Genomic DNA, 24,935 nt, shown 5'->3' with positions numbered 1-24,935 from the left:
AATTTATCTCTAAGAACGCCAAAGCACAAAAACGGGGTTGTTTTTGTGCTTTGGCGTTAATCATACATTACACATCCGGAATTATTCACTTTTAAATTATCCGAAGTAAAATAATTTAAACTAATGAAAATTGGATAAGATAGAGGGATAAATTTTATTTGTTTTTAGATCATAAAAAGCTTTAGCGCCGAAATTACTTTCGGCGCTAAAGCCTTTTGTGGTGGGAGTTGACGGGATCGAACCGCCGACATCTTGCTTGTAAGGCAAGCGCTCTCCCAGCTGAGCTAAACTCCCATATATGGTGACCCCTACGGGATTCGAACCCGTGTTACCGCCGTGAAAGGGCGGTGTCTTAGACCGCTTGACCAAGGGGCCGTATTCGGATGTCAGTCGTCTGATGTCGGATATCAGACTGTTTGTTGGAATTAGGCTTCGCCAAATTCCTCTTTTTAAACTTTCGGATGTCAGTTGTCTGATGTCGGATGTCAGACTGCTTGCTAAAACTCTGCTGTGCCTGATTCTTTTTATTCCGGCCTCTGATTTCCTCTGTTCCGATTTCCGACTTCCTGCTTCCGACTTCTGAACTGGTGGGCCCACCAGGATTCGAACCTGGAACCAGCCGGTTATGAGCCGGATGCTCTACCGTTGAGCTATGGGCCCAAAAGATGGCTCCCCGAGTAGGATTCGAACCTACAACCTACCGGTTAACAGCCGGTTGCTCTACCGTTGAGCTATCGAGGAACATCGGCACAGAGACTATTATACGATACTTTGTGTCCTCAGTCAATGACGTATTTACTGAGAATTTAGTCCAGATAATCCTTTAATTTTTTACTGCGGCTGGGGTGCCTTAGCTTGCGCAAAGTTTTGGCTTCAATCTGCCGGATCCGCTCCCGGGTGACGCCAAACTTCTGCCCCACTTCTTCCAGGGTGCGGGCGCGGCCGTCGTCGAGGCCGAAGCGCAGGCGCAGCACTCTCTGTTCACGGTCTGTCAGGGTTTTTAAAACCTCGTCCAGCTGCTCGCGCAGGAGGGTAAAAGACGCTTCCTCCGCGGGAGCCCTGGCGTCATGGTCCTCTATAAAATCACCCAGGTGGGAGTCTTCTTCCTCGCCAATCGGTGTTTCCAGAGATACAGGCTCCTGGGCAATTTTCTGTATTTCCCTGACCTTATCCTCGGATATATTCATCTCCCTGGCAATTTCATCGGGGCTCGGCTCGCGTCCCAATTCCTGCAGCAGCTGCCTCTGCACCCTGATCAGCTTGTTAATGGTTTCGACCATATGGACCGGGATCCTGATCGTCCTGGCCTGGTCGGCGATAGCCCTGGTTATGGCCTGGCGGATCCACCAGGTGGCGTAAGTGCTGAATTTATACCCCTTGCGGTAATCAAATTTTTCCACAGCTTTAATCAAGCCCAGGTTGCCTTCCTGGATCAAATCCAGAAACAGCATCCCCCTGCCCACATAGCGCTTGGCGATGCTGACCACCAGCCTCAGGTTGGCCTCAGCCAGCTTCCTTTTAGCCTCTTCGTCCTCTTCCTCCATGCGCTTGGCCAGGTCCACTTCCTCTTCCGGCGTCAGCAGGGGCACACGGCCGATTTCTTTTAAATACATGCGCACGGGATCATCAATGCCGACACCTTCAGGAACCGTAAGGTCAACTTCCGCTTCCGCTTCCGCTTCCTCCTCTGTTGTTTCCAGTGCCGCACTGTCAAGGGGCTCAAGATCGGCAGCCTCCGGGACTACTTCAATGCCCAGGGTTGCCAGTTTCTCATAAATTTCGTCTATTTGTTCAGGTGTAAGGTCGATCCCCTGAAGACTGTCCATAATTTCATTGTACGTAAGTATACCGCGCTTTTTGCCTTTCTCGATCAATTCCCTTACTCCCTCAAAAACGATATCGTCGCTCAAATGCTATCCCTCCCCTCTCTAAGGTGATTCCCGTTATTAAAATTAAATAACTTTTTATACTCGTTCAAAAAACCAGCAGCGCGATCCTGATCGCCTGCCTTCTCAGCTTCATCTATCCCTTTTAATAACACCAGTTCCCGGAGCAGGTCATTATAGATGGCGCTGTTTCCCGACTTTTCCAGATCCCTTATTTCTTCCAGGATCTCTTCCCTCCGCTCCTGGCGAATACACCGGTTAATAGAGTCAATGTAGCTTTTCAATATTTTTATGGGATTTTCCCCCGGAATATCCAGTGTTAAGATATGACTTAAAAGGTTTTGGTCATCATTATCCAGTATGTTAAACAATCCTTCGGGTCGGTAACCCGGTTTATTATATAATTCAAGACAATTCTTAAAAATCCTTTGATAATTATGGTTTTTGAATGGAACTTCACCAATTTCAGACCGGATTGTTTCCGCTAAAGAAGGATCTTCCAAAACCAGACGCAAGAGTACTGATTCAGACTTCCCCCTGGCATCAAATTTTTCCTCTTTTCGTATAATAGTATGCGTGTTTTTAACAATTTTATCCGGATCTGTCCACTTTTTACTCAAATTTTCCTCAAATCTCTTTAATTCTCCCGCTACCGTCTCCCAGCTTAAATTTAGAGCACGGGTAATCTTTTTCAAACCCTCTTCTCTTTCAACCCCACCCTTTGATGCCAGGCTGGGAAACACCTGGCGCATAACCTCCAATTTTTCCGCTACCGTCCTGACATTTCCTTTGCCGGCGGCATGGCGCAGTTTGTATTCAATTAGGGAAGACGCGCGCCTGATTAACTCCTCCCAGGGTTCAACCCCGTATCGCCTTAAATAATCATCGGGGTCTTTACCGTCGGGGACGCTTACCACGCTCACCTCGCATCCGAGATCCTGCAGGATATCCAGTCCCCTGATGGTGGCCGCGACACCGGCCGCGTCAGCGTCATAAGCAATTATCACATTGCGGCTGTAGTTCATTAAAATCCGCCCGTGCTCCACGGTGAGAGCGGTGCCGAGCGAGGCTACCGTGTTTGCTGCCCCGTACTGGTGGGCGGTGATAACATCCATATAACCTTCGACAACAACAACATATCCTTTTTCTCTGATGTGCTGCCTGGCCTGGTACAGGCCGTAAAGCGTCCGGCTCTTGCTGAAAAACGCTGTTTCCGGGCTGTTCAGGTACTTTGGCAGAGTATCGTCAAGCACCCTGCCCCCAAAGCCGACCACCCGCCCGGCGGCGTCCCAGATCGGAAACATGACCCGGTTGCGAAAGCGGTCATAGGTCCGGCCGGTTTCAGCCTTGATGACAGCAAGTCCGGCCTCCACTATATCCTGCTGCTGGAAGCCTTTTTTACCCAGGTATTCGAGTAATGTCTGCCACCCGGGCAGGGCAAACCCTATTTGAAAACGTTCCAGCACCTCCGGTGAGAGCCCCCGCCCCTGCAAATAATTCCTGGCGGCGGCAGCTTCATAATGCTGTAAATTTTTAATAAAAAAATCTTTGGCCAGGTTGTTGATCTGTTTTAAGCTCTCCCGCCTGGCGTCTCTTTTATGGGCAGCCGGGCTGTCATCCGCCGGAAGGACTATCCCCGCCTGTTCAGCCAGTGTTTTTACAGCCTCAAAAAAGGTCAGTCCTTCTTTTAACATCAGGAATTTAAAAACATCGCCGCCGACATTACACCCGAAACAGTGAAAAATTTGCTTGTCGGGCGTAACAGTGAATGAAGGCGTGCGATCATCATGAAAGGGACAGGAACCGGTATAATTTTTACCCTTTTTCTTGAGCTGGACATGGCGGGATACTACATGCAAAATATCTGAACGCAGGCGGACTGTTTCGATTATCTCATCGGGTATAAAGCCCACCTAAGATCACCCTTCTTCTTCCAAAAAACCTGTATTGCTAAAATAGTTCAACAAATATTTTTATAGTCCTTCCGAATTTTTATTAATTATCTTAACGAAAAATGCATTCATTAATTGAAAGTTTCGCTATATCAATAAATTATCCTTTATTTCGATGTTTTTTAAAATAAGAGGCGGCTGCGGACCTACAATATCCACGGGAGCGGCAGGAAATAACGCTGGTATATCCGGATGGCAAAGTTGTCCGTCATGCCCGCTATATAATCGCAAACCACCCTGTCGGCGCCTTCGTCAGCGATGCGCCGGTGGTATTCAGGCGGCAGGAGTTCGTCATGTTTCATAAAATGCTTATAAAGGTGCTGGACAACATGGCATGCTTTGGTCTCTTCCCGCTTTGCCTCCGAGCCGATATAGACATTATCGAACATAAAATTCCTCAGCTTGTCGGTAGCAGCCTGGATCGCAGGGCTCATTTTTATTTCAGCGGTATCAGCGAGGTTTGTGTGGATCAGGTCAAGCACCATCGTGTTGATCCGGTCCCGGTGTTCCTTGCCGAGGACTGCCAGGCATTCAGCCGGTAGTTGGTCCGCTCTGAGTATTCCTCCCCGGATCGCGTCGTCGATATCATGGTTGATATAAGCGACCCGGTCGGCAATTTTTACGATCTGCCCCTCCAGGGTTGACGGCCTTAACGGGCCGGTATGGTTTAAAATCCCGTCCCGCACTTCCCAGGTCAGGTTAAGGCCCCGTCCCCCTTCCAGCAGCTCTACCACCCTGATGCTCTGCTCGTTATGCTTGAAACCAGGCTTAAAAACAGCGTTCAGCGCTTTTTCGCCGGCGTGGCCGAAAGGGGTATGGCCGAGGTCATGGCCCAGGGCCACCGCTTCGGCCAGGTCTTCGTTGAGCCTCAGCGCCCTGGCCACTGTGCGGGCAATCTGGGCCACTTCCAGGGTGTGGGTAAGCCTGGTGCGGTAATGGTCGCCCTCCGGTATGATAAAGACCTGTGTCTTGTGCTTGAGGCGCCGGTAGCTCTTTGAGTGTATGATCCGGTCCCGGTCGCGCTGGAAAGCGGTACGCACGCTGCATTCATCTTCGGCGGCAAGGCGGCCGCGGCTGGCGCTGCTCAAGCAGGCCCGGGGGGATAAAATCTGGCGCTCCAATTCCTCGGAACGAAGGCGGATGTCCATTTAAAGCCACCGTCCTATCCCGGATTTTAAAATGGTTAAAAAAGATTCTACCAAAAAGGACTGTTATCCTGCTGGAAATATTCTTTTTAATAAAAAGAAGAACCCCGGCAGCCGCAAAAATACACCGGGGATTATGCGTCAATTCTTTTCCGCCTCAGGAGCGATGTGGCCTCCGCCACCTCGAGGACATGCCTGGCCAGAATCCTGGAACGGGCCAGCCCGGGCAGGTCCGCCGTAGCAGGCTGCTGGGCGCAGGCGCCCTGGTGCCCCGCGTCGTCGTCCCTGTGGGCGTCGCCCACCACGATCATACCCTGGCATAACATCATGTCCTGGAGGGCGCGCAGGGTGGTTTCCTGCCCCCCGAAACGGGAGCCGCCGACAGCCAGGGCGCCGCCCGCGACATTGAGAAGATATTTTTCGCGTCTTAAAAGCCTGGTCTTATCCCAGAAGGACTTGAGCTGGGCGGACACCGTGCCGAAGTACACCGGGCTTCCCATCAGGATCCCGTCGGCCCTGCGCATCAGGTCAAACATTTCGGCCAGCCTGGTGTTTTTATAGCATCTCCCGTCACAAGGGGTGCTGCAGTACAGGCAGTAGGGGTTCTTGACATCTGCCAGCCCGTCTGTAACCTGGACCAGCCTGGTTTCAACGCCGGTCGCCTTTATTTCTTCGAGAGCGTTATTCAGCAAAAAAGCAGTGTTTCCCTCTCTGCGCGGGCTGCCGTTCAGGGCCAGGATAAACACTGGCAATCCCCCCTCCTACCGTGTTAAATAAACTTTATGCCATGCGGTTGCCTAATATGCCTTAAGGTGAGCCGGCCAGGGAAGCCCTGGCCAGGGTGAAGTATTTCGGCCCCCTGGGGCCCAGCTCGCTTAACATGAGGTCCACCGTTGATATTTTGGCGGACCCGAACACCTTGTTTGCCGCTGCCTTTTCCGCCCTGTCCAGAACATCCGAGAATCCCGCCGGAGAACGCAGCCTGGCCAATGTCAGATGAGGTGAAAATTTATTTTTTCCGGGGTCAAAACCCAGCTCCTTCAGCTCACGCTGCACCTGCCGGCTTAATTTCAACAAGGCTGCAGTGTCACCGGCGGCGCCGGCCCAAAAAACACGGGGCCTTTCCCTGGATGGAAATACGCCGACCCCGCTCAATTCAAGGGAAAAAGGCGCTATTCCCGCGGCGCCCCTGTTCAGCGCCTCAGTCACGTCTGGTACCTGCTCCTCGCTGACATTGCCCAGGAACTGCACAGTAAGGTGGAGGTTCTCAGGCTCAACCCATTTTAAATCAGCCTTGACCTTCCTTAAGTCCTGGATGAACGAGCCGACAGCTTTTTTTATTTCAAATGGGAAATTCACAGCCACAAACAGCCTCATCTGCCGCAAACGATCATCTCCTTCAGGTAACAGGGGACGGTTTTCGTGACATTAACTCCAGGGAAGAAAACCTTCTCGGGGCGTGTCTTGGGGACGGTTTTGTTGACACGATTACTATTATTAAATCTTGAAATAAAAGCGTGTCAACAGAACTGTCCTCATGACACGTTCCAGAAAAAATTCCTGCAACATAGGGACGGTTCCCGGTGTCGCATACTCTTATTTTGCAACACAGGGGACGGTTTTCGTGACACTATCTCAAGGAAAGAAACCCATCTCGGAGCGTGTCTTGGGGACGGTTTTGTTGACACGATTACTATTATTAAATCTTCAAACAAAAGCGTGTCAACAGAACTGTCCTCATGACACGTTCCAGAAAAAATTCCTGCAACATAGGGACGGTTCCCGGTGTCGCATTTCTTTCACTCTTTTTTTGTGCGACATAGGGGACGGTTCCCGGTGTCGCATTCCTTAATTTTTTGCGACAGTTGAGAACCGTACAGCCGCCGCAAGGGAGACCTTAGAAAGGTCTCCCTTATTATTTACTGCTAAAGCGTGCTGTAGTCCTGCCTGGCGGAGCGGTCGGACCTGACCTTGGTCTGGGCGGCGGCCAGCCTGGCTATGGGCACCCTGAAGGGTGAACAGCTGACAAAATCCAGGCCTATGCTGTGGCAGAACTCGATCGAACTGGGCTCCCCGCCGTGCTCGCCGCAGATCCCGATCAGCAGGTCGGGTTTGGTCCGGCGGCCCAACTCCACCGCCATCTTCATCAGCTTGCCGACACCCTTGCGGTCAAGCACCATAAAGGGATTGTCAGCCAGTATTTTTTGGTCGAGGTAAGCCCGCATAAACTTGCCTTCCGCGTCGTCCCTGGAAAAACCCAGGGTTGTCTGGGTCAGGTCGTTGGTGCCGAAAGAGAAGAAATCCGCTTCCAAAGCCACTTCATCAGCCAGCAGGGCCGCCCTGGGAATCTCGATCATGGTCCCCACGGTATAATGGAAGTCAATACCGGAGTCTTTCTTAACCTCACTGGCTACCCTGTCAACCAGTTCACGAAGGTAGGCCAGCTCTTTCACCTCGATAACCAGGGGTATCTCCACTTCCGGGATCGGGTTCAGGCCTTCTTCAACCAGCCTGGCCGTCGCCTGGAAAATGGCCCTGGCCTGCATCGCGTAAATTTCCGGGAAGGTGAGCCCCAGCCGGCAGCCGCGGTGGCCCAGCATGGGGTTGTGTTCAGAAAGAGACCTGACCTTGCGCAGGAGTTCTTCCCTTTCCCTGATTTCCGTTTTATCGCCGCCGGTCAGCTTCAGCCGCGTAATCTCCACCATCAGTTCCTCGGCGTCCGGCAGGAACTCGTGCAGCGGCGGGTCCAGGAGCCTGATGGTTACCGGCAAGCCGTCCATGGCTTTTAAAATCCCGTAAAAGTCATCCCGCTGCATGGGCAGCAGTTTATTAACAGCTTCTTCCCTCTCTCTGAGGGTGCCTGACAGGATCATCTCCTGCACAACCGGCAGCCGGTCCTGGGCCATAAACATATGCTCAGTCCGGGTCAGGCCGATGCCGGCGGCGCCAAAGCCCCTCGCTTTGGCGGCGTCCTCCGGGTTATCCGCGTTTGCTCTCACTCCGAGCGAGCGGATTTGGTCCGCCCATTCCAGCAGCTGCTGAAACTCCGCGGATAATCCAGGGTCAATCATCGGCACGGTGCCGGTGATGACATTTCCTGTGGAGCCGTCAATGGAAATGATATCGCCCTGCTTTATAACCAGGTTGCCGACTTTGAGCTCGTTTTTGTCGTAGTCGATCTGGAGGGCTTCACACCCGCATACGCACGGCTTGCCCATTCCCCTCGCCACCACCGCGGCGTGGCTGGTCATACCGCCTCTTGAGGTAAGTATGCCCTGGGCGTACAGTATCCCGTGAATATCGTCCGGGGTTGTTTCCGTGCGGACCAGGACCAGTTTTTTGCCTTCCTGGCCCAGCTTCTCCGCCAGGTCCGCGTCAAAAACGACCATGCCGGAAGCGGCGCCCGGGGAGGCAGGCAGCCCCCTGGCCACGATGTTGAGCCTGGCCTCGGGGTCAATGCGCCGGTGCAGGAGGTGGTCAAGCTGTGCCGGCTCGATCCTTAATACAGCTTCCTCCCTGGTGATAAGTCCCTCGTTCACCATGTCCACGGCTACCTTTATCGCCGCCTGGGCGGTCCTTTTGCCGTTCCTGGTCTGCAGTATCCACAACTTGCCGCGCTCGACGGTAAACTCTATATCCTGCATGTCGCGGTAGTGGTTTTCCAGACGCCTGCATATTTCCTCGAACTGGCTGTATATGACAGGCATTTCCTTCTGCAGGGACGCTATGGGCTGCGGTGTCCGGATGCCGGCCACCACGTCCTCGCCCTGGGCGTTAATCAGGTATTCACCGTAAAGCTTTTTCTCTCCGGTGGAAGGGTTGCGGGTAAAGGCCACGCCGGTGCCGCTGTCGTTGCTCATATTGCCGAACACCATGGCCTGTATGTTCACAGCTGTGCCCAGCTCGTCCGGGATCTTATTAATCCTGCGGTAAACAACGGCGCGATCGTTATTCCAGGAATTGAAAACGGCGTAGATGGACATGAAGAGCTGCTTCATGGGGTCCTGTGGGAAGTCGTCTCCCGTTTCCCTCTTTATAAGCTTTTTATACTCTTCAATTACCTCCCGCCATTCCCCGCCCGAGAGCTGGTTGTCAAAATTAACCTGGGCCTTTAGTTTTTGCCGGTCCAGGATCCGTTCAAACTTACTGTGATCAATGCCCATGACCACGTCGCCGAACATAGTTATAAAACGGCGGTAGCAGTCCAGGGCGAAGCGCTCGTTTACGGTGTTTTCGGCCAGAGCGCCCACTGTAATATCATTCAAGCCGAGGTTCAGCACGGTGTCCATCATGCCGGGCATTGAAACGGGCGCGCCCGAGCGCACGGAAACAAGCAGGGGGTTGGCTTTGTCGCCGAATTTTTTCCCCAGGCTGCTTTCGAGGATCTTGATTTTATCTTTGACCTGCTCTTCCAGGCCCTCGGGGAACTTTTGCCCCGAAGCGGAAAATTCTTTGCAGGCCCCGGTTGTAATAATAATGCCGGGGGGTACGGGAAGGCCGATGTTGGTCATTTCAGCAAGGTTCGCGCCTTTACCCCCCAGCAGGTTTTTCATTCCGGCTCCCCCTTCTTCGAAGAGGTAGACGTATTTATCTGCCATGCCTTTCACCCCTGTAGTAAATCTCCATAACCCTGGTTGCGGTCTCTTCTATTGCCTTATTGGTCACGTCGATAATGGGGCAGCCTGCTTTCTTCATAATGCCCTCGGCGTATTCAAGCTCTTTCAGTATCCGTTCCATGCTGGCATAGTCGGCGTTAGAGGTCAGGCCAAGGGTATTCAGCCTTTCCCTGCGGATTTCATGCAGGTGCTTGGGCTTGATGGTCAGGCCGATCAGTTTATAAGATTGCAGCTGAAAAATTTCTTTGGGCGGGGCCACTTCCGGGACTAGCGGCACGTTGGCCACCTTTATCCGCTTGTGGGCCAGGTACATGCAGAGCGGAGTTTTGGATGTGCGGGACACACCGATAACGACCAGGTCGGCCCGGATAATTCCCCTCGGGTTCTTGCCGTCGTCATACTTGACGGCAAACTCGATCGCCTCGACCTTGCGAAAATACTCGTCGTCCATCCGCCTGACCAGACCGGGCTCCAGCTTCGGCTGGCGGTGGATAACAGCTGACAGAGCATCGAGCATCGGCGTCATAATATCCACTGTCGGAATGCCGCATTTTTCCGCCTCGTGGATCAGGACGTCCCTTAATTCCGGAATGACCAGGGTGTAAGCGATAAGGCTGTTGAAGTGGCTGGCTTCTTCCACAATCTCAGGTATCTCGTTGGGATCATTGACATAAGGCACCCGGCGTATATCCACGCTGCCGTGATTAAACTGGCTTGCCGCGGCCAGGGCCACCAGCTCCGCGGTTTCACCCACGGAATCGGACACGATGTAAATTACAGTTTTATCAGAAATGTTGGACACCCCCTTAATACCCTTCTCCCAGTTCAACAAAAAGCCGGGTAATATTGGTTTTGCTCAAACGTCCCACTACCTCCAGCCCTTCGCTTCCATCTGCAAGGCTAACCTTGCGCACCACGGGCAGGGCGTCGACTTCATGGGCCATTATTTTTTTAGCGGCCAGCCATACCGTTTCTTCCGGCGTCGTGAGGACCAGGTTGGGCATCCTGGTCATAACCACCTTGACAGGAAGTTTTTGAATATCATGCCCGCCAAGGGTCGTTTTCAGAAGGTCCTTGCGGGATATTACCCCTTCCAGCAGGCCTCCTTCCTTAACCACAAAAAGAGTGCCCACATCCTCGATAAACATGGTGACCACCGCGTCGTAGACGAAGCACTTTTCACTGACAACTATCGGGACTGACTTGACACTGTCGACCAAAACGCTATTCAGTTTTTCTGCAACAACCCTGTAACGGGACTTTCCGCTGTGGAAGTACCCTACCCTTGGACGGGCCTCGAGCAGTCCTGACATTGTCAGTATAGCCAGGTCGGGCCTGAGCGTGGCTCTGGTCAGGGTTAGCATCTCGGCGATGCGCTCGCCGGTGATTGGACCGTAGTTGCTGACGATCTCAAGGATATTTTCCTGCCGCTTCGTAAGCTTCAAATCCATCGCTCCTTGTAGAGCATATATGACATACTAATTTGTTTTAACACATATATAATATATATTAATTTCCGGATAATTTCCATCCCTTTTTAGTTGAAAAATTAATTTCCATGTTACCGCAAAATCGTGTCAAGGGGACGGTTCAATCGTGTCAAGGGGACGGTTCTCTTGACACGATCGTGTCACGGGGACGGTTCTTTTGACACGATCGCGTCAAGGGGGACGGTTCGAGGCTGCTAAAAAAGTACCCTTTTTAGGTCGCCTCGGCTTGTCCCCTAATCAAATAATCCCGATTAATCAGCAACATACAGTATTGCAACCTAAAAACAAGCGTATACAAACCCTTTGAGGCGGATACCATTCTGGCTATCCGCTTCAAATTTACCGCCAGGGCCGTTAGTTTGGCCTGAATGCGGACACTTTTCAGACCGTAGCCTTTGGCCCGGTTCAATCCATGGGTTGTCGCATTTTAAAAAATCAAAAACCTGCCACTGAAACAGAAAGGCAGATACCTTACCCCAAATCTACTAGCGTGTAACAGAAATAAGCGTTACTGGCAAATGTGCGATAACGTTGTATGAAGAAAACGGTACAGGAGATACAGTCCCCCTGACACGTAATTGCGACAGTGAGAACCGTCCCCACTGTCGCGGATGAACTGGATACATTTCCTGTAAGCGTTAATTTGAGAGTCTGAATTAAAAGTATAAGAGACGGGAATTCAGGTGCGGCTTCAGCCGTTAGCGGAATGAGACACATCATTTTAGGTACGGGTACACACCTCTGTCCGGTGCCTGCTTGAGGGCTGATGTATGTAACCCATTGTATGGCCGGATAAATCCGGCCATACATAACAAGAGATTTTCCTTAGTTCAAATTGCGACAGCGAGAACCGTCCCTACTGTCGCGGTCCGAAAGCGTGTCAAGAGAACCGTCCCCTTGACACGGTTACCGTCCCCTTGACACGTTGTGCTTTACGCGGTTACTACGATTTTGCTCAGGTCGGCCACCTGTTTCACTAGAGCGGCCAGGTTGGCCAGCATCGCCAGGCGGTTGTCCCGCACTTTCTCGTCGTCCACCATGACCATCACGGAGGTGAAGAATTTATCGAGCGGCGCCTGGAGGGTCGCGATAGCTCCGAGCAGGCCGCGGTAGTCCTGCTGATCAAGATATGCTTTGGCCCGAGCCTCCACTTCCGACAAAAGCTTGTAGAGGGACTTCTCGGAGAAGTCTTCCAGTAACTCCGGTTCAACATGCAGGGTGTCGGCGTTTTTAGAAAGATTGTTGGCCCGGATGAAAGCTGTTAGCAAATCAGCGAAATCAGGTTCCTGGCGGAATTCAGCCAGGGCGTTTGCCCGCAGAAGGACATCGTATAAATTATCGTAGCCGGTGGTGAGCACCGCGTCCACGGTGTCATAAGAAAAGCCCCGGTCATCCAGGATCCCTTTAATTCTCTGCTTGAAAAATTCAGTGACTTCTTCTATGACCTCATTCATGGAAAGTACCAGCAGGACTTTCCCCTCGTAGCAGGAGTAGGCTGTCTCAATCAGTTTTTTCAGGGAAAGAGCCGCCCCGGTTTCCAGGATAATATTGCTTATGCCCAGGGCCTGCCGCCTGAGCGCGTACGGGTCCTGGGAACCTGTCGGCTGGATGCCGATAGCGAAACATCCCACAATAGTGTCTATCTTGTCTGATATGCTGAGTATTTTTCCAGGCAAGGTATCCGGCAGCCGGTCGCCGGCAAAACGCGGCAGGTAGTGTTCAAAAATAGCCTCCGCCACCGCGTCGCTTTCGCCCGAGCGCACCGCGTACTCCCGGCCCATGTAACCCTGCAGTTCCGGAAATTCATAGACCATGTTCGTGACCAGGTCAGCCTTGGCGAGAATGGACGCGCGCTGGGCGGTTTCTTTGTCCTCATCGCCCGCCCCCAGTTCCTCAGCCAGGTAAGCGGCTATTTCACCCACCCGGACTGTTTTGTCGTAAACCGTGCCAAGGCTCTCCTGGAAAACAATTTTCTTGAGCTCAGGCACTTTCCCGGCTAAGGGTGACTTTATGTCTTCCTGGTAAAAGAAGTTGGCGTCAGCCAGGCGGGCTCTCAGCACCTTCTCGTTTCCCGCCCTGACAATATCGAGGTGATCGGCGGCGCCGTTTTTTACGGCAATGAATTTTGCCAGGAGGCTGCCTTCAGCGTCCACCACGGGGAAATAGCGCTGGTGCTCCCTCATGGGAGTAACCAGCACCTCTTTGGGCAGCTTTAAGTAATCAGGGCTGAATTCACCCATCAGGGCTGTGGGGTACTCAACCAGGTTGTTTACTTCATTCAGGAGATCTTCGTCCTCTTCCACAAAACCGCCCACGGAACTTGCCAGCCTGCACACCTGCCGCCAGATCTCGTCCCTGCGCTCCTTCACATCCACCATGACATGGTTCTTCCTCATTGTCCCGATGTATTGTGCCGGCTCGCCCAGCTCAAGGGGTTCTTTGCTCAGGAAACGGTGGCCGTATGTAGTCCTGCCGGCTTTCAGCCCGGCAAATTCAAACTCCACTATGTCCTTACCAAACAGAGATACTATCCAGCGGATCGGCCTGGCAAAACGGAACTCCAGGTCGCGCCAGCGCATCGGCTTGGGAAAATGCAGCCCTGTAATCAGGCCGGGAACTATCGCCGGGAGGACTTCCATGGCCGGACGGCCCGCTTCTCTTCTCACGGCAAAGACATAATCCACATGGCCGACCGGTTTTTGCACCAGGTCGGGAACCTTTACTCCCTGGCTGGCGGCAAAGCCTTCGGCCGCCCTGGTCGGGACTCCGTCCTTGTACGCGACCTTTACGGCCGGTCCCTTCACTTCCATTTCCAGGGGCTCCTGGCTGACGGCCACTCCCTCCACCAACAGCGCGATGCGCCGCGGGCTGCCGCAGGCAGTCATGTTTTTAAAAGCAAGGCGATGCTCCTTCAAGGCCGCCGCGGCCAATTCCTTAAGCTCAGCCAGGGCCGGATCGAGAAACCTGGCCGGCATTTCTTCCACACCAATTTCAAGTAAAAAATCCCTGCTGCTGTCACCCATGCTTTTACGCCTCCTTCCTCTTCAACAGCGGGTAGCCCATGGCTTCACGCTGCTCGACATAGGCCTGGGCGCACAGCCTGGCCATGTTCCGCACCCTGGCGATAAAACCTGTGCGCTCAGTTACGCTTATAGCGCCGCGCGCATCCAGGAGGTTAAAAGCATGCGAGCATTTAAGCACGTAGTCGTAAGCCGGCAGGATAAAACCTTTTCCGATAACGCTCTGCGCTTCTTTCTCGTATAAATCAAAGAGCTTGAACAGCATACCGGTATCCGCCAGTTCAAAGTTATAGTGGGAATGCTCCACCTCGCCCTTGTGGTGGACGTCGCCGTAGGTAATCCCGTCCACCCAGGTGATGTCATAAACGTTGTCGACTCCCTGGATAAACATGGCTATCCGCTCCAGGCCGTAGGTTATTTCCGCGCAAACCGGCCGGCAGTCAATGCCGCCGCACTGCTGGAAATAAGTGAACTGGGTTATCTCCATGCCGTCCAGCCAGACTTCCCAGCCCAGCCCCCAGGCGCCCAGGGTGGGGGATTCCCAGTTGTCCTCGACAAAGCGGATATCGTGCTCGTCCGGGTCAATTCCGATCGCCTTCAGGCTGTCCAGGTAGACCTCCAGCACGTCGTCCGGCGAGGGCTTTAAAATCACCTGGTACTGGTAGTAATGCTGCAGCCTGTTGGGGTTTTCCCCGTAGCGGCCGTCGGTGGGGCGGCGCGACGGCTCAACATATCCCACCCGCCACGGCTCCGGGCCCAGCGCCCGTAAAAAAGTCGCCGGGTTCATGGTGCCGGCTCCTTTTTCCACATCGTAAGGCTGCTGGATGATACAGTTTTGTGCGGACCAAAAACTGTTCAGCTTTAGGATGAGTTCCTGAAAATTCATGTCCTGCCTCCTTGTATCCAAATGTTATTAAACAATAACTAAAAAACTCCCCTGCCCCGGTATTGCTACCAGGGACGGGAGTTTTTCCCGCGGTTCCACCCTGTTTGGCTTTGTCCTCCGCCGCGGCTCCAGATACCGGACATTAGAAAAAGCCCACTTTTTCATGCGCAAGCTTTACTAACCAAACCAGCCGTCATCGTGGTTTTCTTCCCACGTCCCACGACTCACGACCCACGACTGAATCTGGTGTTCCTCTCGCAGCTCGGAAACGCCTTTCACCGGCATTGTTTGCCCTCTCTCACCACCAGCGGGCTCTCTTCGAAACAACCGTCCGGCTACCTTTTCCTCATCGCCCATTTATTTTTTTACCAATTTATCAAATTAACGGTTTAAAGTCAATGCCCTTGGGACGTTAAATATCTTCTTCCTCATCTGCGGGGCAGTTTTCGGCGCCCTCACCGGGCTTGCGTTCAAATTCCAGGGTATATTTTTTCGCCATGGCCGCAGTCGCGCCCAGCGCTCCAACCAACGCAATTTCGCTGCTGGCAAGCGCCCCGAGGATCCCCAGCGCGCCCAGGGAAGCGGGGACTTCAAAAACCACCCTGTCCCCCTGCTTAATTTTAATCCGGTAATCACGCCCCTTATGCAGAAACCCTTTTACCCGCCCCAGCACGTCTTGGCCCTTATCTTGAAAGTATTCGCCAAAATCGCTTTCTCTCTTTTCTAGGTCAATCAGCGCCTGGACTACATCTCCGCCTGCCGCGTCGAGGGCTTCTTTCGCTTCTTTATAGCTGATGTCCAGGCGGGCCCTCAGTATGTCGATTTTCTCCAGCTCACTGGTCATTTATATCCCCCTTCCTTGGTATTATTTACTCCCGGCGGGCAAATTTTTATACATCCTCAAGGCTCTTCGGCAAACCGGTTTATAAAGGAAGCTGACTTCAGGTCCCGCTCCAGGTAATATTTCAGGTAATCGTATAACAAAGTTTTAATCCGCTTTCTGTCGGCAGGGCTGATTTTAAGCTGGCGCAGCCTGTCCTGGGGCCAGTTTAAAAGCGCCTTCAACGTCTCCACCATACCCCTGCTGACGGGAACAGCCCGCGGGTCACCGGCGCCGCATGCCTCGCACAGCACTCCGCCGGTCTCAGCGCTGAAAAAAAGACTTCCGGCCGGAGGTTCCCCGCAGTGCGCGCAGGCCTCAAGCACGGGCAGGTAGCCCATCAGCCCGGCGGCCTTAAGCTCAAAGGAGCGGGTTAGTATTTCAGCCTCCCTCTCTTTCATCAGGCGCATTGTCTCCAGGAGCAGGCGGAAGAGCGGTTCGTTTTGTTCTCCTTCCGGTATGAGGCATTGGACCAGTTCGGCCAGGTAGCTCGCATAGCTGATTATCCCCAGGTCGGCCCTGAGAAAGGGAAACATCTCAATCCCTTCACACTGGCTGACAGAGTCGAGTTCCCTGCCCCGGTGGATTAGAAATTTGGTATAGGTGAAAGGCTGCACGGAGCCGCGTTTCCTGCTGGACGGTTTAGTCACTCCATGGGCCATGACCTTCATCTTGCCGTGTTCCCGCGAAAAAATGACCAGCAGCTTGTCACCGTTGCCGCACTCTATAGACCTCAGTACAATCGCGTCGACTTTATACAGTTTCATAATGCCCGCCCGTGTTCAATATTTTTCGGGGTGGAAAAAAATCTTAAAATATATATAATGTTCTTATAATAATGACACTATAACAAATATATTTACTCTTTCCAGCTAAATGCTAAAAATAGTTGTCAATTATAAATTTCACCTGGGAGTTGACAGTTTTGAGGATAGTAGTCGGCATAACCGGGGCTTCAGGCGCGGTGTATGGTATAACCATCCTGGAATATTTAAAACTCCGGCAGATCGAGACCCACCTGATCATAAGCCGCTGGGCTGAGCAGACAATTACACTGGAGACCGGTTACCGGCCCGAACAGGTAGCGGCGCTGGCTTATCGCTGTTACGCGGCTGATGACATGGCAGCGGCAGTTTCCAGCGGCTCCTTCGTCCACAGCGGCATGGTCATTGCCCCGTGCAGCATGAAAACACTGGCGTCCATAGCGTGCGGCTTCTCCGACAGCCTTATCGCCAGGGCTGCTGACGTAACCATCAAGGAAGGCAAAAAACTTGTCTTAATGCCGAGGGAAACACCGCTCAGCGCGATCCACCTGGAGAACATGCTCAAACTGGCCAGGATTGGAGTGGCGATTATGCCGCCGGTGCCGGCTTTTTACAACCGCCCCGCGGCGGTGGACGATATAGTGAAGCAATCGGCCGGCCGGGCCCTGGACCTGCTGGGCATCGAGAACGACCTTCTCCGGCGCTGGGGCAGATGACAAGCCGAATCTTTCACAGGATTAACAAGATTATAAAGATTAACAAGATTAATATTAGATTTATTTATATATTCACACCGGATTAACAAGAATATTAAAATTTATGATATAAAACTTCAATGAGCTAACGGTATAATCATTTTTTATAGTACAAATGCCTTTAGTACGTCACTCCTCACCCCTGTAGCCAAAACTCCACAGCTGGTCTTCCTTATTTCGCCAGCCCGGCTTGACTTTTACCCACAACTCGAGAAATATCTTTGAGCCAAGCAAGCCTTCCATCTCTTCCCGCGCCAGCTGGCCTACTTTTTTCAGCACTTGGCCGCCCTTCCCAATGAGGATGCCTTTCTGAGACTCTCTTTCCGTATAAATTACCGCGCGGACGGCCACCACGTCGTTGGGCCGCGTTTTAATCTCTTCAATCACCACCGCCACCGAGTGGGGAATTTCCTGGCTGGTGAGCTGCAGCACCTTCTCCCTGATCAGCTCAGCCATGATGAAGGTCTCCGGGCGATCGGTAACAATATCGTCCGGGTAATATTTCGGCCCGGGCGGCAGGTAACCTTCGAGCGTTTCGAGCAGGCTGGGCAGGTTCTCCCCTGTCAGCGCCGACACCGGCACGATCTCAGAAAAATTGTAGAGCTTGCTGTACTGTTCAATCAGGGGGAGCAGTTCCTCCCGCCTGACCAGGTCGATCTTGTTGATTACCAGCAGAACCGGGGTCTTGATATCCTGGAACTTTTTAATAATGAAACTGTCACCCGGCCCGGGCGGTTGGTCAGCCTCGACTAAAAACAGGATCGCGTCGACCTCTCGCAGGGTCTGCAGCGCCACCTGCACCAGTTGTTCGCCTAGCCTGTGCCTGGGTTTGTGGACGCCTGGAGTGTCCAAAAAAATAACCTGGGATCCCTCCCGGTTAAAAACGAACAGTATCTTATTCCTGGTAGTCTGCGGCTTATCTGACATGATAGCCACTTTCCGGCCGGCAATTTTGTTCAAAAGGCTGGATTTACCGACGTTGGTCCTACCGATCAGGGTCACGAAACCGGACTTAAAACCTTCTTTTTTAGACAAACGAGACCACCTTTTCGCTCAATAGTTGTAGGGTCGGCTTTAGCCGACCACGCGCGCGTGTCAAGGGGACGGTTCTTTTGACACGATCGTGTCAAGAGAACCGTCCCCTTGACACGCTGTCGCCTTTGCCGTTCAGCGGTTGACCGGCTCGATCAGTTTAGTCACTGTTCTCTCGACCTCCGGACAGTCTCCCGCCTGATTTGGCTCTTTTAATCTAAACGTGTCCGGCAGCAGCTCGTCCACAGTCTTCATGACATATTGTCCCTCATTGTTGGCCATATAAACCTTAATATTCGCCCCGAACTCCGCCAGCGCCTGGCGGCAGGCGCCGCATGGGGGGCAGAATTCGCTTGTGCCGACCGTTATGGCGATAGCTTCAAAGAACCGTTCATTGTTGGAAACAGCCTTGAAAAGGGCGACCCGCTCGGCGCAGCAGGTCAACCCGTATGACGCGTTTTCAATATTGCAGCCGGTGTAGTAACGGGCTTCTTTTGTCAGGATGGCGGCGCCGACCCTGAAATTCGAGTAGGGCGCGTATGCTCTTTCCCTGGCCGCGGTCGCGGCGTTGATCAGTTTCTCAATAGGAAAAATCACTTTGTATACCCACCTTATTCATGTCTAGCAATGCTTGCCTACAGAAACGTCCCTCTCTTACAGGACAGGCATACCGATCGGGGACATTCCTCGGCCCAAAAGCAGGCTCTAAATAGAGGTGTGTCCCCATTCATCTGTACAAGGGGACGGTTCTCTTGACACGTTTTCCGTTTTCTTGCTCTGGATCGTGTCAGAAGAACCGTCCCCTTGACACGATCGTGTCAGAAGAACCGTCCCCTTGACACGGTTTTGTCACCAGCCGGCCAGGGCAAATACCGCCATAGTGACCAGTATGCCCAGGAGCGCGCCGGTAATAACCTCAAACATTGTGTGCACCTCGGCGTCAAGCCTGCTGTGGGCCACCAGCAGGGCCATGACTAAAGAAACCGTGGCCACGATGATATTGCCTGTCAGCAGGGTTAACGCGGTCGCCCCGCCGAAAGCCACGGCCGTATGCCCGCTGGGCAGGCCTCCCCTGACAAAAGTCCCTTTGCTGGTAAAAGCCTTGCCCACACCCACGGCCAATACGACAATAACCAGGGCAATCAGGGTCACGTTAAGCGGCGTTTCTTTTATCTTAGGCGCGAGGTAAAAAGAATAACCCTCCAGCCGCGGGAAGATTATGATATAGGCAACCACAATTGAGTTCAGCGCAGCCAAAAGGACCGCGCCGGCCGCTACGTTTTTGGCCGTCCGCGCCAGGGGGTGAAAATCCTGTACGTAAAGGTCTACCACAGCCTCAATCGCCGTGTTGAACAATTCCGCCATGATCACAAGGGTGATCGCAAAGAATATTATTAAAAATTCACGGGAACTGATCCTGAGGTAAACTGACAGTCCTAAAACCAGGAGGGCCGCGGCCATGTGAATTTTCATGTTGCGCTGTGATTGAATTGAATGGACTATTCCGGCCGCCGCATAGTTAAAACTGTTCAAAAACTTACGCAGGCTCATGGGCACCCTTACCTCGCATCAACGGATAAATCCAAAATGGTCTCATATTTACTTCGCTCCCCGAAAATCCAGGGCGGCGATTATTTCCTCTTCCTTCAGGCGCATTATTTTTCGTTTATCTTCATCAATATGGTCGTACCCGAGCAGGTGCAAGACCCCGTGTATGGTCAGGTAGGCCGCTTCGCGCAGAAAACTGTGGCCGTATTCTTTGGCCTGCCGCCCGACAGCCTGCAGGGAAATCACCACGTCGCCCAGGATTGTTTCTTCTTCCCCGCCGGCCATGGGAATTCCTTCCATCATGGCAAAGGAAAGCACGTCCGTAGGGCTGTCCACGCCCCGGTACTGGTGGTTCAACTTATGGATGTAGTCGTCGTCGACAAAAACCAGGCCCACTTCAGCATCCCCGCCATATCCGGCGGCGCTTAAAACTTTACCTGCCGCGTCAGCCAGAAAAGCGGCCGTGTTATCGTCAACTGCCGTTTTTTCCTGCAAGTTGTTTACGAGAACCGCCATTCGTATTTCTCCTTTCAATTTCCTGGGACATCTCCGGGTATTCCACCCGGCTGTGGAAGATCCCCGACAGGACCCGGACAAAAGCGCTGGCAATAACATTGAGATCTTTAAAAGTAAGGTCGCACTCCTCCAGCTGGCCGTCGTTTAGCTTGTCCTTGATTATTTTCCTGACCAGCCCCTCAACCCGACCCTGGGTCGCGTTTTGCAGGGAACGGACCGCCGCCTCAACCGAATCCGCCAGCATCACTATCGCCGCTTCCCTGGTCCTCGGCTTGGGCCCTTCGTACCGGAATTCTTCCTCGGTGACAGTCTCGTTCCGGTCGTTTTCCAGGGCCTTGTGGTAAAAATATGATACCAGGCTGGTGCCGTGGTGCTGTTCAATTATATCGATGATGCCCTGGGGCAGTTTATGTTCCCTGGCCATCTCCACCCCGTCCTTAACGTGAGACGTCAGGATCAGCGTGCTGAGCGAAGGGGTTATTTTATCATGCGGGTTATCCGCGGTCATCTGGTTCTCGATAAAGAAATAGGGCCTCTTGCTCTTTCCGATGTCATGATAATACGCTCCCACCCGGACCATAAGAGAATCGCCCCCCAGCGCGTCCGTGGCTGATTCGGCCAGGTTCCCCACGATAATGCTGTGGTGGTAGGTCCCCGGGGCTTCCGTCAGGAGCCTCTTTAACAGGGCGTTGTTCGGATTTGATATTTCCAGCAGCCGCACAGGCGAAGTAATATGAAATGTATTTTCCAGAAACGGCAGGGATCCGTTGGTCAGGATCGACGACAAAATGCCGTTGAGCACGCCGAGGGCAAGGCTGGTCGAGAGCAGGAGCGCCAGGGGACTCCCGTTCACGAGCCCCACTATGAATATTGCCACCACGTTGGCGCCGCTGGTGTAAAAACCCGCGCGCACGAGGTCGCCCCGCTGGCTGAGTTTGGAAACGCTGTAAACACCGGCTATGCCGCCAATAAGCCCCACCAAACCGAAACGCAGCTGGTTTTCGGTCATAACCCCCAGCAACAGGCTCAACACCGCCACCATGAGCACGGCCAGCCTTGAATCAAGCAGTATTGATATCAGCATCCCGGCCGCGGCAACCGGCACCATATAGCCGAACTGGGCGCCGAACTCAGGCCACTGGGTAACATTAATAGCGATAATTGCTTTCCCAACACCCATCACGACCAGGACAATAATCCCGAGCAGGTAAAGGTGGCCCGCATGTTCATATATTTCCCGGTTTTGCTGGTAAAGATAAATCAGGGCGGCAGTCATCAGCATGGCCACAAGCAAAAAAATGCCCAGCACGGAAGTCAGGGGTGGTTTCTCCCTTATTAAACCAAGCGCCTGGAGCTTGACATACTGCTCCTCAGTGACGATCTCACCTTCCCCGATCAGCTTCTCGCCTTCCTTTACGGAGATCATGGTGGGGAGTACTGAAGCCATTGCCTGTTCCTGCTTCTGCTGTGTCATTTCATAGTTAACAAACGTATTGGGACGTAAAAAGCGGCCTACGACCCCCTTGGAAAAACTGTCATAAGGACCGGCCAGTCCAAGCCCTTCGACTTGGTCATATAAAGTTTTCTTGGCCTCTTCCAGGCGGTCCTGGACAACCCCGCCCCTGCTGTCCATGATGTTCCCGACCAGGTTGTTCACTGAGTTTTCCACGGCCTGACTGTCTTTCGACTCGAAATCAGCAAGGCCAGTTATATCTGCTTCCGGTATTACAAAAGGCAGGGCCGCTTTGAGTTTGGTGGTTTTACCGGCGGCGTCCAGGCTGTTGTCGCCCTGGATATCACGCACCCTGGCGAAAAGGTCTGATATATCTTTCTGTACCGCGATACTCACCTGCGGGTCCTTTGAATAAACCTTTTCAACCTTTTCCGCGGCGAGGCGCCGCTGTTCAGAGGTCTTTTCCTTGTCCTCAAATACAAGGTTTTTCTGCGCCTTAAATGTTTTGGGCGATACCTGGCCGACCACCACACTGGAATTCTCCGGCACGAACTGGATGGCCATGATCAGTGTAAACAGAAGCAAAAACAAAACCGCCGCACTGCCCCGCCGCACTTTGCGCTGCTTTATTAAAAAGGACAGGACGGCTGATAATCTATTCTTTAACTCGCTGATAGCAAGCATGGTTCACTCCCCTAAAGTCGCCTTTACAGTGCCTCATTTCTCTTTTTCGTAGGCATTAATGATCTCTTCGACCAGCGGGTGCCTGACAATATCCTCCCCGGTCATGGTATGGATACCCAGCCCCGCGATATCTTTTAACACGTTAAGCGCGTTGATAAGCCCCGACACCTGCCCCCGGGGCAGGTCGATCTGGGTGATATCACCCGTAATGATCGCTTTCGAGCCAAAACCGAGCCTGGTCAGAAACATCTTCATCTGTTCCGGGGTGGTGTTTTGCGCCTCGTCCAGGATGATAAACGAGTCTTCCAGTGTCCTGCCCCGCATATAAGCCAGGGGGGCGATCTCTATTATGTTTTTTTCCAGGTATTTTTGCGTGTTCTCCAATCCCAGGATATCATAAAGGCTGTCGTACAGCGGCCTGAGATAGGGATCGATCTTCTCCTGCAGGTCGCCGGGCAAAAAGCCCAGTTTCTCCCCTGCTTCCACCGCGGGGCGGGTCAGCACCAGGCGGCTTACGTCCTTGTTGCGCAGAGCTTTTATGGCCATAGCCACGGCAAGGTAAGTTTTACCCGTCCCGGCCGGCCCGATGGCAAAAACCACGTCGTTTCTTTTTATGGCATTGATATATTTTTGCTGTCCTTTTGTTTTTAACTTAATTTGTTTGCCGCGGGGTGTAGTCATAACTACTTCCGCCGCCAGGCTTCCAAGTGAGTCCTTTACCCCGCTCACCGCGGCCCTGATCGCGTAGCTGACCTCGTGGGCCGTCAGACGGTTCCCCGCCCGGTAATACTTTTGCAGCTGGTTCAGCACTTCAACCGCCTGTTCTACTTTCTCCCTGTCGCCGCTGATTACCAGTTCCTGGCCGCGGGCCACAAACCTGACTCCGAGGGTCTTCTCGATATGTGACAGGTGCTCGTCGTTCCGGCCGAATATTTCAGCCGCCGCGCCTATGTCATCCAGTTCAACCCTCGCATCATACTTTTCCGCCAATATCAGATTGTACCTCCTTAAATTTAAGCAGTACTAAAAACACAACTGAATAAACAACTTGTATATCAGGCTTCCTTTTTAAGGCTTGAAGGCAGCTTCCTCACCGATATCCTCCACTGTTTCAATTACCACCTTCACCCTTACCAGTTTATCCGAATCGCCTGTGGCGACTTCCTCAACCCACCGTTCCTGTATTCTGGCGTCACCCGGCATGGACTGAGCAGCCGCGGCATAGGCGCGTTCCTCGGCAGTCCTGCGGGCGGCCGCCCGGCTGCGTTCCTCCCTGAAATCAGCCAATTCAAAATATTTCATAGTTATAAGTTCGACAGGCAGAGTAAGATTCCTCCATTGCGGCGTCCGGCTGACAAAAGTCTTGGTTTCATACTGCTCAAAGGGTTCATTTGGGCCTCCAGATAAAATTATTTCCTTGCCCTTGAATTTAATACTGACGCGGGTTTCTTCCCTGCCGGTGGGGCGCTTTCCCGTCTCCACCAGGCTGACCTCGCTGTAGCCCTCGTACCAGACCCTGGCCCGGGCGATGCCCTTGGCATGCACATAGCGCGAGGGTTTTGGGGGCTCGGCTTTTTTTCCCGCCTCGCTCTTCACCGGCTCTTCGACAGGAAGTATCTCCCCTGAAATAAGCACCTGTCCTTTAGAAACGGTGCCTCCTTCCTTCACTGCCTGGCGGCCGTTTATAACCAGCACCTCTTTGATCACCCCCATTTTTTTGGCGACTATGTGGGCCGGCCGGTTGTTTTCCTCCGCGGGAACTATTCGTTCAGCCACCTCAATGGTAGCTTTGGTGCCCTTAATATAGACACCGGACCATGAAACCAGGGGCAGCTGTTCTACAATTTTGTTCTCTATCGCGGCGGGATCGACATTCCATTTAAGCGCGCCCCGGCGCAGCCCGGCCTGCCCGGCCGCCTGCAGCACCTGGGACGAATCCAGCTTATCGTTACCCTTCACTTCAACAAACCATATAAACGAGGATAAAAAATATAGTGCTGTAAGAAACAAAAGGGCTCCCAGCGCCAGGGCCCTTCTTCTGCGCAGCGCCGCAAAATAAAACGGCAGGCCGGAACGCTGCCGGATACGAAACCTGCAGCGCGTGCGCCTGGCGATATGGCGCAAAGGCCTGACCGCTTTCAGGTGGACCTTTAACATAACTGCCCCGTTTCTCAGCCTCTCCACATCCCAGAGGTAGATCCCCCTGCTGGCGGCCATATTCACGAACCTTTCAGGCGCTTCCCCCGTAACGTGTATGACCAGGTAACCCTGGAGCCAGGACATCATCCTAAATAACATCATAATAAAC

Annotated in this window: 20 protein-coding genes, 4 tRNA genes and 1 pseudogene; 1 reads left to right on the top strand and 24 read right to left on the bottom strand. The window is 52.9% G+C overall.

The genetic code is table 11. The features are described from left to right. Positions 1 to 218 precede the first annotated feature (218 nt). The 17 genes and pseudogenes from ACOBQJ_RS14705 to recO all read right to left on the bottom strand — a co-directional run bounded on the left by ACOBQJ_RS14705 (position 219) and on the right by recO (position 16,642). A tRNA-Val gene (locus ACOBQJ_RS14705) sits at positions 219 to 294 on the bottom strand. Positions 295 to 299: 5 nt separating this feature from the next. Further along, a tRNA-Glu gene (locus ACOBQJ_RS14700) sits at positions 300 to 375 on the bottom strand. Positions 376 to 585: 210 nt separating this feature from the next. Beyond that, a tRNA-Ile gene (locus ACOBQJ_RS14695) sits at positions 586 to 660 on the bottom strand. A gap of 6 nt (positions 661 to 666) precedes the next feature. After that, positions 667 to 741: transfer RNA gene (locus tag ACOBQJ_RS14690), tRNA-Asn, on the bottom strand. Between the two features lie 65 nt (positions 742 to 806). Then, the gene (gene rpoD / locus ACOBQJ_RS14685) at positions 807 to 1,910 is read right to left on the bottom strand and encodes an RNA polymerase sigma factor RpoD (protein WP_421072516.1); all 1,104 of its coding nucleotides are present in this window, start codon (positions 1,908 to 1,910) and stop codon (positions 807 to 809) included. Then, on the bottom strand, positions 1,907 to 3,799 hold the full coding sequence (gene dnaG / locus ACOBQJ_RS14680) for a DNA primase (RefSeq protein WP_421072515.1): 1,893 nt from the start codon (positions 3,797 to 3,799) through the stop codon (positions 1,907 to 1,909). Before dnaG ends, rpoD begins: the two co-directional genes overlap by 4 nt. A gap of 185 nt (positions 3,800 to 3,984) precedes the next feature. Beyond that, the gene (locus ACOBQJ_RS14675) at positions 3,985 to 4,986 is read right to left on the bottom strand and encodes a deoxyguanosinetriphosphate triphosphohydrolase (RefSeq protein WP_421072514.1); all 1,002 of its coding nucleotides are present in this window, start codon (positions 4,984 to 4,986) and stop codon (positions 3,985 to 3,987) included. Between the two features lie 131 nt (positions 4,987 to 5,117). Beyond that, positions 5,118 to 5,729, bottom strand: coding sequence for a flavodoxin family protein (locus tag ACOBQJ_RS14670; RefSeq protein WP_421072534.1), 612 nt, complete (start codon positions 5,727 to 5,729; stop codon positions 5,118 to 5,120). Between the two features lie 61 nt (positions 5,730 to 5,790). Further along, positions 5,791 to 6,360, bottom strand: a complete 570-nt coding sequence (gene thpR / locus ACOBQJ_RS14665) for an RNA 2',3'-cyclic phosphodiesterase (RefSeq protein ID WP_421072533.1) — start codon at positions 6,358 to 6,360, stop codon at positions 5,791 to 5,793. 548 nt (positions 6,361 to 6,908) lie between these two features. Next, on the bottom strand, positions 6,909 to 9,581 hold the full coding sequence (ppdK, locus tag ACOBQJ_RS14660) for a pyruvate, phosphate dikinase (protein ID WP_421072513.1): 2,673 nt from the start codon (positions 9,579 to 9,581) through the stop codon (positions 6,909 to 6,911). Next, complete coding sequence (locus ACOBQJ_RS14655; RefSeq protein WP_421072532.1) at positions 9,571 to 10,392, bottom strand: pyruvate, water dikinase regulatory protein; 822 nt, start codon at positions 10,390 to 10,392, stop codon at positions 9,571 to 9,573. Before ACOBQJ_RS14655 ends, ppdK begins: the two co-directional genes overlap by 11 nt. A gap of 13 nt (positions 10,393 to 10,405) precedes the next feature. Continuing rightward, positions 10,406 to 11,044 (bottom strand): helix-turn-helix transcriptional regulator, encoded by a 639-nt coding sequence (locus tag ACOBQJ_RS14650; RefSeq protein WP_421072512.1) that lies wholly within the window; start codon positions 11,042 to 11,044, stop codon positions 10,406 to 10,408. Between the two features lie 256 nt (positions 11,045 to 11,300). Then, a pseudogene (locus ACOBQJ_RS14645) lies at positions 11,301 to 11,504 on the bottom strand (hypothetical protein); the annotation flags it as partial. A gap of 517 nt (positions 11,505 to 12,021) precedes the next feature. Then, the gene (gene glyS, locus ACOBQJ_RS14640; protein WP_421072511.1) at positions 12,022 to 14,112 is read right to left on the bottom strand and encodes a glycine--tRNA ligase subunit beta; all 2,091 of its coding nucleotides are present in this window, start codon (positions 14,110 to 14,112) and stop codon (positions 12,022 to 12,024) included. A 4-nt stretch (positions 14,113 to 14,116) separates the two neighbouring features. Next, positions 14,117 to 14,995 (bottom strand): glycine--tRNA ligase subunit alpha, encoded by an 879-nt coding sequence (glyQ, locus tag ACOBQJ_RS14635; protein ID WP_421072510.1) that lies wholly within the window; start codon positions 14,993 to 14,995, stop codon positions 14,117 to 14,119. Positions 14,996 to 15,407: 412 nt separating this feature from the next. After that, a complete protein-coding gene (locus ACOBQJ_RS14630; RefSeq protein WP_421072509.1) occupies positions 15,408 to 15,839 on the bottom strand; it encodes a DUF4342 domain-containing protein in 432 nt (143 codons plus the stop codon). Positions 15,840 to 15,895: 56 nt separating this feature from the next. Next, a complete protein-coding gene (recO, locus tag ACOBQJ_RS14625) occupies positions 15,896 to 16,642 on the bottom strand; it encodes a DNA repair protein RecO (RefSeq protein ID WP_421072508.1) in 747 nt (248 codons plus the stop codon). A gap of 158 nt (positions 16,643 to 16,800) precedes the next feature. Between recO and ACOBQJ_RS14620 the strand changes: the two genes are divergently transcribed. After that, a complete protein-coding gene (locus ACOBQJ_RS14620; RefSeq protein ID WP_421072507.1) occupies positions 16,801 to 17,355 on the top strand; it encodes a UbiX family flavin prenyltransferase in 555 nt (184 codons plus the stop codon). A gap of 168 nt (positions 17,356 to 17,523) precedes the next feature. Here the strand turns inward: ACOBQJ_RS14620 and era are convergent, their stop codons facing one another. The 7 genes from era to yqfD all read right to left on the bottom strand — a co-directional run bounded on the left by era (position 17,524) and on the right by yqfD (position 24,928). After that, the gene (gene era, locus ACOBQJ_RS14615) at positions 17,524 to 18,429 is read right to left on the bottom strand and encodes a GTPase Era (protein ID WP_421072506.1); all 906 of its coding nucleotides are present in this window, start codon (positions 18,427 to 18,429) and stop codon (positions 17,524 to 17,526) included. Positions 18,430 to 18,561: 132 nt separating this feature from the next. After that, complete coding sequence (gene cdd / locus ACOBQJ_RS14610) at positions 18,562 to 19,023, bottom strand: cytidine deaminase (RefSeq protein WP_421072505.1); 462 nt, start codon at positions 19,021 to 19,023, stop codon at positions 18,562 to 18,564. Positions 19,024 to 19,275: 252 nt separating this feature from the next. Next, positions 19,276 to 19,977 (bottom strand): diacylglycerol kinase, encoded by a 702-nt coding sequence (locus tag ACOBQJ_RS14605; protein WP_421072504.1) that lies wholly within the window; start codon positions 19,975 to 19,977, stop codon positions 19,276 to 19,278. 48 nt (positions 19,978 to 20,025) lie between these two features. Beyond that, complete coding sequence (ybeY, locus tag ACOBQJ_RS14600) at positions 20,026 to 20,490, bottom strand: rRNA maturation RNase YbeY (RefSeq protein ID WP_421072503.1); 465 nt, start codon at positions 20,488 to 20,490, stop codon at positions 20,026 to 20,028. Next, positions 20,447 to 22,627: an HD family phosphohydrolase gene (locus ACOBQJ_RS14595; protein ID WP_421072502.1), complete on the bottom strand. Its 2,181-nt coding sequence runs from the start codon at positions 22,625 to 22,627 to the stop codon at positions 20,447 to 20,449. Before ACOBQJ_RS14595 ends, ybeY begins: the two co-directional genes overlap by 44 nt. Positions 22,628 to 22,660: 33 nt before the next feature. After that, the gene (locus ACOBQJ_RS14590; protein WP_421072501.1) at positions 22,661 to 23,617 is read right to left on the bottom strand and encodes a PhoH family protein; all 957 of its coding nucleotides are present in this window, start codon (positions 23,615 to 23,617) and stop codon (positions 22,661 to 22,663) included. 78 nt (positions 23,618 to 23,695) lie between these two features. Further along, on the bottom strand, positions 23,696 to 24,928 hold the full coding sequence (gene yqfD / locus ACOBQJ_RS14585) for a sporulation protein YqfD (protein ID WP_421072500.1): 1,233 nt from the start codon (positions 24,926 to 24,928) through the stop codon (positions 23,696 to 23,698). Positions 24,929 to 24,935 lie beyond the last annotated feature (7 nt).

Source organism: Pelotomaculum propionicicum (genome assembly GCF_048984525.1).
Taxonomy (GTDB): domain Bacteria; phylum Bacillota; class Desulfotomaculia; order Desulfotomaculales; family Pelotomaculaceae; genus Syntrophopropionicum; species Syntrophopropionicum propionicicum_A.
Note: the sequence above shows the minus strand (reverse complement) of the source record. Positions and strands in the feature narration are given on the sequence as shown.